This window comes from Actinosynnema sp., assembly GCF_052038725.1.
In genome coordinates, this window is sequence record NZ_JBQGCX010000355.1 from 1 (window position 1) to 8,314 (window position 8,314).

The 8,314-nt window shown below is 73.4% G+C and carries 7 protein-coding genes; 1 reads left to right on the forward strand and 6 read right to left on the reverse strand.

From position 1 onward, the window contains the following. Positions 1-29: 29 nt before the first annotated feature. The gene (locus tag ACTUAL_RS07110) at positions 30-1,595 is read right to left on the reverse strand and encodes a cobyric acid synthase (protein ID WP_440899688.1); all 1,566 of its coding nucleotides are present in this window, start codon (positions 1,593-1,595) and stop codon (positions 30-32) included. Positions 1,596-1,605: 10 nt separating this feature from the next. Between ACTUAL_RS07110 and ACTUAL_RS07115 the strand changes: the two genes are divergently transcribed. After that, the gene (locus ACTUAL_RS07115; protein ID WP_096496562.1) at positions 1,606-2,313 is read left to right on the forward strand and encodes a hypothetical protein; all 708 of its coding nucleotides are present in this window, start codon (positions 1,606-1,608) and stop codon (positions 2,311-2,313) included. 44 nt (positions 2,314-2,357) lie between these two features. Here ACTUAL_RS07115 and map read toward each other — a convergent pair whose 3' ends face one another. The 5 genes from map to ACTUAL_RS07140 form a co-directional block, all read right to left on the reverse strand. After that, positions 2,358-3,215 carry a type I methionyl aminopeptidase gene (gene map, locus ACTUAL_RS07120; protein ID WP_440899686.1) on the reverse strand — a complete coding sequence of 286 codons (858 nt, stop codon included), beginning with the start codon at positions 3,213-3,215 and terminating at the stop codon, positions 2,358-2,360. Between the two features lie 48 nt (positions 3,216-3,263). Then, positions 3,264-5,063 (reverse strand): penicillin-binding transpeptidase domain-containing protein, encoded by a 1,800-nt coding sequence (locus ACTUAL_RS07125; protein WP_096496564.1) that lies wholly within the window; start codon positions 5,061-5,063, stop codon positions 3,264-3,266. Positions 5,064-5,080: 17 nt separating this feature from the next. After that, the gene (locus ACTUAL_RS07130) at positions 5,081-5,935 is read right to left on the reverse strand and encodes a GNAT family N-acetyltransferase (protein WP_177154433.1); all 855 of its coding nucleotides are present in this window, start codon (positions 5,933-5,935) and stop codon (positions 5,081-5,083) included. A 50-nt stretch (positions 5,936-5,985) separates the two neighbouring features. Continuing rightward, on the reverse strand, positions 5,986-7,119 hold the full coding sequence (gene ispG / locus ACTUAL_RS07135) for a flavodoxin-dependent (E)-4-hydroxy-3-methylbut-2-enyl-diphosphate synthase (RefSeq protein ID WP_440899689.1): 1,134 nt from the start codon (positions 7,117-7,119) through the stop codon (positions 5,986-5,988). A 51-nt stretch (positions 7,120-7,170) separates the two neighbouring features. After that, a partial coding sequence (locus tag ACTUAL_RS07140) for a M50 family metallopeptidase (RefSeq protein WP_440899687.1) occupies positions 7,171-8,314 on the reverse strand: 1,144 nt, incomplete at its 5' end.

Here is an 8,314-nt window from a genome sequence, read left to right on the forward strand (position 1 = left end):
CGCCCCGGCCCGACCCCCGCAGCCCGCGCTCACCCGACCGCTGGCGCTCCCGCGGGCGGCACGACCCGCAGCCCGCCGGGCGCCCCGCGCTCCAGCAGCGCCCGCACCGCGCCCGTGTCCAGGTGGTCCACGACCAGGTCGCCGAGCAGGTCCAGCTGGGCCTCGCGGCGGGCCGCGAAGTCGGTGTCCGGGGCGACCGCGAACCCGTCCCGCCCGGCGAGACCGGCCACGTGCCGCAGGAACGCCCGCCGGAACGCGTTGTTCTCCAGCAGCCCGTGCCAGTGCGTGCCCATGACGCGCCCGCGCACCGCGCCCTCGACCTCGCCGTCCGGCAGCTCCACCAGCCCCGGCAGGTCGTCGGCGCGGCGCGCCACCCGGCCGGGGTGGATCTCGTACCCGGTCACCGGCTCGCCCAGCGCGACCCCGGTCGGCCGGTGCAGCGCCTTCTCCGGCTCGAACACCACGTCCACGTCCAGCAGCCCCAGCCCCGGCACCGCGCCCGCGCCGGACTCCACCGGGTCGTCGATCGAGCGCGCGAGCATCTGGTAGCCGCCGCACACCCCCAGCACCGGCCCGTCGTGCGCGGCGATCGCGTCGGCCAGCCCGGTGCGGCGCAGCCACGCCAGGTCCGACACGGTCGCCTTGGAGCCGGGCAGCACCACCAGGTCCGCGTCGGCCAGCCGGGACGGCTCGGTCACGAACCGCACGGACACGCCCGGCTCGCAGGCCAGCGCCTCCACGTCGGTGGCGTTGGAGATCCGGGGCAGCCGCACCACGGCCACCCGCAGCCACTGCCGCCCCACCGGAGCCTGTGGCCTGCCGATCACCCCGTCGGCCGCGTAGGACAGCGAGTCCTCGGCGTCCAGCCACAGCTCCTCGCGCCACGGCAGCACCCCGTGCACCGGCCGCCCGGTCAGCTCCCGAAGCTGCCGCAGCCCCGGTTCGACCAGCGCCGGGTCGCCCCGGAACTTGTTGACCACGAACCCGGCCACGAGGGCCTGGTCGGCCGGGTCGAGCAGCGCGAGGGTGCCGAACAGGTGCGCCAGCACCCCGCCCCGGTCGATGTCGCCGACCACCAGCACGGGCAGCCCTGCGGCGCGCGCCAGCCCCATGTTGGCGATGTCGGTGGCCCGAAGGTTGATCTCCGCGGGGGACCCGGCACCCTCGCACACCACGGCCTCGTAGTCGGCGCGCAGCCCGGCCAGGGTGTCGAGCACCACGGTCATCAGCTCGGCCTTGCGCTCCCGGTAGGACATCGCGGACACCTCGCCCGCGACCTTGCCCAGCACCACCACCTGGGAGCTGCGGTCGCCACCGGGCTTGAGCAGCACCGGGTTGAACCGCACGCTCGGCTCCAACCCGCACGCGGCGGCCTGGAGGGCCTGCGCGCGGCCGATCTCCCCGCCGTCCGGGGTGACCGCGGAGTTGTTGGACATGTTCTGCGCCTTGAACGGCGCGACCCGCACGCCCTCCCGCGCCAACCACCGGCACAGGCCCGCCACCAGGACGCTCTTGCCCGCGTCCGACGTGGTCCCGGCCACCAGCACCGCACCACTCACAGCCGCACCCCTCCACCGGCGCCCGAGGGCTGCCATCATCCTCGTCATGGTCCACACGCCCGCCACCGCGGTCCTGCTGCACAGCCCGTTCCTGGGACCCGCCAGCCTCGCCCCGCTCGCCGACGCGCTCGCCGCGCTCGGCAGGCCGGTGCTGCCGCTGGACGTGCGGGTGACGGTCAACGCCGCACCCGTGCACCAGCGGATCATCGGCGTGCTCACCGACGCGGTCGAGGACTCGGGGGTGAGCGGCGACCTGGTCCTGGTGGGGCACAGCGGCGCCGGTCCCCTGCTCCCCGCGTTCGCCGAGGCCCTCGAGGAAGCCCCCGTCACCGGTCTGGTCTACCTCGACTCCGACCTGCCCACGCCCGGCCGGAGCTGGCGCGACACCGCGCCCGCCGAGCTGTTCTCCGCGCTGAAGGCCGCCTCGCGCGGCGGGCTGCTCCAGCGCTGGGACCGCTGGTTCGGGCCGGACGAGATCGCGGGTCTGGTGTCCGACGCGGACCTGCTGGCCGAGATCACCGCCGAGGCCCCCGAGGTGCCGCTGGCGTTCCTCAAGGAGCCGCACCCGACGATCGAGTGGACCGGCCCGCAGGCGGTGCTGCGGCTGAGCCCCGCCTACGACGAGGCGTGCGCCCAGGCCGCCGCGCTGGGCTGGCCGGTCCGCGAGCTGGACCTGCACCACCTGGCCGCCGCCACCGACCCGGAGCCGGTGGCGCTGGCGCTGGCGGACCTGCTGGACCGGTTGGGCCGCTGATCGCCCGGTCGGGCCGAGCGCGGCGGCCCGACCGGGGTCCGGGCTCAGCAGGTGGTGAGGATCTCCGCACCCTCGTCGGTGACGACGAGGGTGTGCTCGAACTGCGCCGTCCAGCTCTTGTCCTTGGTGGTGACGGTCCAGCCGTCGTCCCACATCTCGCCGTCGGCGTCGCCGAGCGTGATCATCGGCTCGATCGTGAAGGTCATGCCGGTCTCGATGACGGTGGGCACGTGCGGCGCGTCGTAGTGCAGCACGATCAGGCCGTTGTGGAACGTGCGGCCGCTGCCGTGGCCGGTGAAGTCGCGCACCACGCCGTAGCCGAAGCGGTTGGCGTAGGCCTCGATGACGCGGCCGACCACGTTGAGCTGGCGACCGGGCTTGACCGCCTTGATCGCGCGCATCGTGGCCTCGTGGGTGCGCTCGACCAGCAGCCGCACCTCCTCGGACGCCTCGCCCGCGATGAAGGTGGCGTTGGTGTCGCCGTGCACTCCCCCGATGTACGCGGTGACGTCGATGTTGACGATGTCGCCGTCCTCGACCACGGTCGAGTCGGGGATGCCGTGGCAGATGACCTCGTTGAGCGAGGTGCAGCAGGACTTCGGGAAGCCCCGGTAGCCGAGCGTCGACGGGTACGCGCCGTGGTCGCACAGGAACTCGTGGGCGATCGCGTCGAGCCGGTCGGTGGTGACGCCGGGCACGACGGCCTTGCCCGCCTCCTGCAGCGCCTGGGCGGCGAGCCTGCCCGCGACGCGCATGGCCTCGATCACCTCGGGCGTCTGCGCCCACGGGTCGGTGTTGCGCTGCGGGGCGGGGCGGTCGACGTACTCAGGCCGCTCGATGTGCTCGGGGACGGGGCGCCTGGGGGACTGCGTCCCAGGCTTCAGGACGGCGCGCACGGACATGCCCCAACACTACGACGCCCGCCGGAGCGCCAGCAGGGGAGTCCGGGGTCAGCCGACGGCCCGCAGGAACCTGCCCGTGGCGTCCACGGCGGGCGTGGAGGCGTTGGCCCCCAGCAGGAGCGTGGCGAACGCGACGTCGCCCCGGTAGCCGACGAACCAGCCGTGCGAGTTGACCCCGTCGCCGTACTGGGCGGTGCCGGTCTTGCCGCGCACGTCGCCGAGGCCGCGCAACTGGGTCGCGGTGCCCGACTCGACCACCTCGCGCATCATCGCCCGCAGCGGCTCCAGGACGGCGGTGGACGGCGCGGGCGGCTGCCGGTCGGCCTTGGTGGCCTGCTCGCGCATCAGGGTCGGGGTGGGCATCGTGCCGCCCGCGGCGGTCGCGGCGACCAGGGCCATGCCGAACGGGCTGGCGACCACCTTGCCCTGCCCGAACCCGTCCTCGGCCCGCTCGACCACGTCGGCGGCCTCGGGCGCGGAGCCGGTGATGGTGGTGACGGCCGGGATCTCGAAGTCGACGCCGAGGCCGAACGAGGCGGCCTGCTCGGTGAGCGCGGCGGGGGGCAGCTCGGCGGCGAGCTGGGCGAAGGTGGTGTTGCAGGAGAACGCGAACGCCGACCGCAGCGGGATCGTGCCCTTGTCGAACTCCTTGTCGTTGGGCACGATCCGGCGGCCGTCGACGGTGGTCCTGCCGGGGCAGGGCAGCGGGCTGTCCGCGCTCGCCCTGCCCGCCGCCATGGCCGCCGCCGCCGTGACGATCTTGAACGTGGAGCCGGGCGGGAACTGGCCGGTGAGCGCGATCGCGCCCTGCTCGTCGGCGGGGCCGTTCTGCGCCACGGCCAGCACCTCGCCGGTGCCGACCTGGAGCGCCACCAGCATCGCGGGCTGCGCGACCGGCTCCAGCGCGTCCTCGGCGGCGTCCTGCACCCGGCGGCTGAGCGTGGTGGGCACGGCGTGCGCGGGCTCGGGCTGCTGGTCGAACAGCGTCTCGACCTCCTGCCCGGAGGAGTTGGCGGTGTAGACGCGGAACCCGGCCTCGCCCGCGACGGTGTCCTCGACGGACTTTCGGATCGCGGGCAGCACCTGCGAGCCGTAGTCGCGGGACGGGGCCAGCAGGCTCACCTGGCTGGTGAAGCGGACGCCGGGCAGCTCGTAGATGGCGGGCTTGACCGACTGGTAGTCGGCGTCGCGCAGCGCGGCCACCAGGTACGACTGGCCCTCCGGGACGGCGGCGGCGCCGTCGGCGACGGTCTTCGCGGTGATCTTCCCGTCGAACCGGGACAGCGCGGCGGCCAGCGAGTTCGCGACCGCGTTCACGTCCCCGGCCTCCTTCGGGCTCAGCAGTACCGAGACCACCGTTTCGGGTGACATCAGCGCGGTGCCGTCCCGGTCGAGCACGGGGGCGAGCGCGGGCTTGACCTCGGTGAACCCGAGCGACTGCTGGGCGCCGAGCTTGGGGTGCACGACCGAGGGCGCCCAGTGCACCTTCCAGTCGTCGGCCTCGCGGCGCAGCTCCAGGGAGGTCTGGTACTTCCACCGGTGCTCGTTGGGCAGCTGCCACTCCAGGGTGGCGTCGGCGGGGGCGGTGGCCCCGCTCTGGTCGCCGACCCGGTCCACGGAGGTGGTCAGCCCGGTGGGCCTCAGCGCCCCGCGCACCTTGTCCAGCAGGTCCTCGGCGGACGTCGGGTCGTCGGTGAGCCTCGCGGCGCCCTCGGTGTCGCCGGAGGCCACCTTGGACAGGAAGTCGCCGAGCGCGTCGCCCGGCCCCGGCTTGGACGTGAAGAGCCCGCACCCGGAGAGCAGCAGCAGGAGGCACACCGGACCGGCCAGCTTGGGCAGCAGCACCACCGCAGTATGCCCCCGGATCAGAAGAGCACGGTCGCGTACTGGCCCACCTGCGTGAAGCCGATCTTGCGGTACGCGGCGCGGGCGGGGCTGTTGTAGCCGTTGACGTACAGGCTCGCGGTGCGCCCGAGGCCCCGGACGAGCCGGTCGGCGACGGCCGCCGTGCCCGCCGCGCCGACGCCGTGCCCGCGCCGGTCCGGCCGCACCCACACGCCCTGGATCTGGCCGACCTGCCGGGACATGGCCCCGATCTCGGCCTTGAACACGACCTCGCCGTTCTCGAACCGGGCGAACGCCCGCCCCGACGCGATCAGCTCGGCCACCCGCGCCCGGTAGCCCGCGCCGCCGTCCTCGGCGCACGGGTCGACGCCGACCTCCTCCACGAACATGGCGATCGCGGCGGGCAGGTAGCGCTCCAGCTCGGCGGGCCGCACCGGCCGCACCAGCGGGTCGGGGCGCACCGACGGCGCGCCGCCCATGGCGAGCAGCGGCTGGTCGGCGCGCACCTCGCGGGCCGGGCCCCAGTCGCGCTCCAGCTCCTCCCACAGGCCGATGACCTGCTCGGCGGGGCCGACCAGCGAGGAGCACGTGCGGCCCCGCCGCCGGGCCCGGTCGGCGAAGCCGCGCAGCGCGGCCTGGCCGCCGGACAGCGGGATCAGGTTCGGACCGGCGAAGCAGAGCGCGTCCACGCGCCCGCCGCGCAGCGACCGGTGGTCGAACGACCAGACCTCGCCGCCCAGCCGCCACGGGTCCAGTCCCACGGACTCCACCCGCGCGGCGACCATGCAGGACGCCACCGGGTCGGCGGCGAGCGCCGCCAGCACCCCGGTGAGCTCCCGGTCGTCGAGCACCCTCGCTCCGGCAAGCCTCAGCACACGGCCAAGCCTGCCAGAGAACGCGCCGGAGCGGGGTGCCCGCCACCCGCTCAGCCGACCGTGACGACGGGCTCGCCCGAGCCCTCGGTCTCGCCGACCTCCTCGGCGATGCGCATGGCCTCTTCGATCAGGGTCTCCACGATCAGGTGCTCGGGCACGGTCTTGATGACCTTGCCCTTGACGAAGATCTGGCCCTTGCCGTTGCCGGAGGCCACGCCGAGGTCGGCCTCGCGGGCCTCGCCGGGGCCGTTGACGACGCAGCCCATGACGGCGACGCGCAGCGGCACCTCCATGCCCTCCAGACCGGCGGTGACCTGCTCGGCGAGGGTGTAGACGTCCACCTGGGCCCGACCGCAGGACGGGCAGGACACGATCTCCAGCTTGCGGGGCCGCAGGTTCAGCGACTGCAGGATCTGGTTGCCGACCTTGACCTCCTCCACCGGCGGGGCCGACAGGGACACCCGGATCGTGTCGCCGATGCCCTGGCGCAGCAGCGCGCCGAAGGCCACGGCGGACTTGATCGTGCCCTGGAACGCCGGACCGGCCTCGGTGACGCCCAGGTGCAGCGGGTAGTCGCACTGCTCGGCGAGGATCTCGTAGGCGCGCACCATGACCACGGGGTCGTTGTGCTTGACGGAGATCTTCAGGTCGTGGAAGTCGTGCTCGGCGAAGAGCGAGGCCTCCCACAGGGCCGACTCGGCGAGGGCCTCGGGGGTGGCCTTGCCGTGCTTGGCCATCAGGCGCGGGTCGAGCGAGCCCGCGTTGACGCCGATGCGGATGGGGGTGTTGTGGTCGCGGGCCGCCGCGGCGATCTCCTTGACCTTGTCGTCGAACTTCTTGATGTTGCCGGGGTTGACCCGGACCGCCGCGCAGCCCGCCTCGATGGCGGCGAACACGTACTTCGGCTGGAAGTGGATGTCCGCGATCACCGGGATCTGGGACTTCTTCGCGATGGCCGCGAGCGCGTCGGCGTCGTCCTGCGAGGGGCAGGCGACCCGGACGATGTCGCAACCGGACGCGGTCAGCTCCGCGATCTGCTGGAGGGTGCCGTTGATGTCGGCGGTGACCGTCGTGGTCATGGACTGCACCGACACCGGGAACTCGCTGCCGACGCCGACCGACCCGACCTTGAGCTGGCGGGTCTTGCGCCGCTCGGACAGGACGGGAGGCGGCAGCGCAGGCATACCGAGCATGACGCCGTCAGTCATGGGACAAGCACCTTTCGGGGAGGCACATCAGGGGAGCCGGATGGGGTTGACGATGTCCGCGGTGATCGTCAGCAGCGTGATCGCGCCGCCGACGAAGATGGCGAAGTAGGTCAGCGGCAGCAGCCGCAGGTAGTTCACCGGGGGACCCGCGGGCTTGCCGCGCAGCTTGCGGACCCAGTCCCGCACCCGCTCGTACAGGTTGACGGCGATGTGGCCGCCGTCCAGCGGGAGCAGCGGCAGGAGGTTGAACACACCGATGAAGAAGTTCAGGCCCGCCAGCATGAGCCAGAAGAAGTGCCACAGGCCCGCGCTCACGGCGTCGCCGCCGAGGATGGAGGCGCCGACCACGCTGACCGGGGCCTCCGGGTCGCGCTCGCCGCCGCCGATGGCCTTGATGACCATGGGGATCTTCTCGGGGAACTTCATCAGGCCGCGCCAGGTGTTGGCGAACATGTCGCCGGTGTACTTCGTCGCGCCGCCGAACGCGGTGAGCGCGTTGTACTCGTACAGCCTGGACTTGGCGACGCCGATGACGCCGACGGTGTCGACGTAGGTGGAGCCGTCGGCGCGCCGCAGCTCGCGCTCGACCCGCGGGATGTCGATGGTGAGGGTGACCTCGTCGTCACCGCGCAGGACGACCACCTCGGTGGGGCCGCTGCTCTGCTGGATCTTCTTCTGGACCTCGATCCAGGTCGGCAGGCGCTGGCCGCCGACCGCGAGGATCCGGTCGCCCTGCTGCACGCCCGCGCTGACGCCCGGCGTCGGGTCGGTCGGCGCGCAGGTCGGGTTCTCCTTCTTGGCCTCGGCGGCGGTGGCGGGCACGCACTGCGAGACCTTCGACAGCACGGCCTCGTCCCGGATGTCCGGGAGGCCGATCGTGGCGGCCATCGCGTACAGCACGACGAAGCCGACGATGAAGTGCGTGATGGACCCGGCGGAGAGCACGACGACGCGCTTCCAGGTCTTCTGCCGGTAGAAGGCGCGCTTCTCGTCCTCGGGCGGCAGCTCGTCGAGCGCGGTCATGCCGACGATCTCGCAGAAGCCGCCCGCCGGGATGGCCTTGAGGCCGTACTCGGTCTCGCCCTTGCGCGTCGACCAGATGCGCGGGCCGAAGCCGATGTAGTACCGGGTCACCTTCATGCCGAAGGCCTTGGCCGTTGCCAGGTGTCCC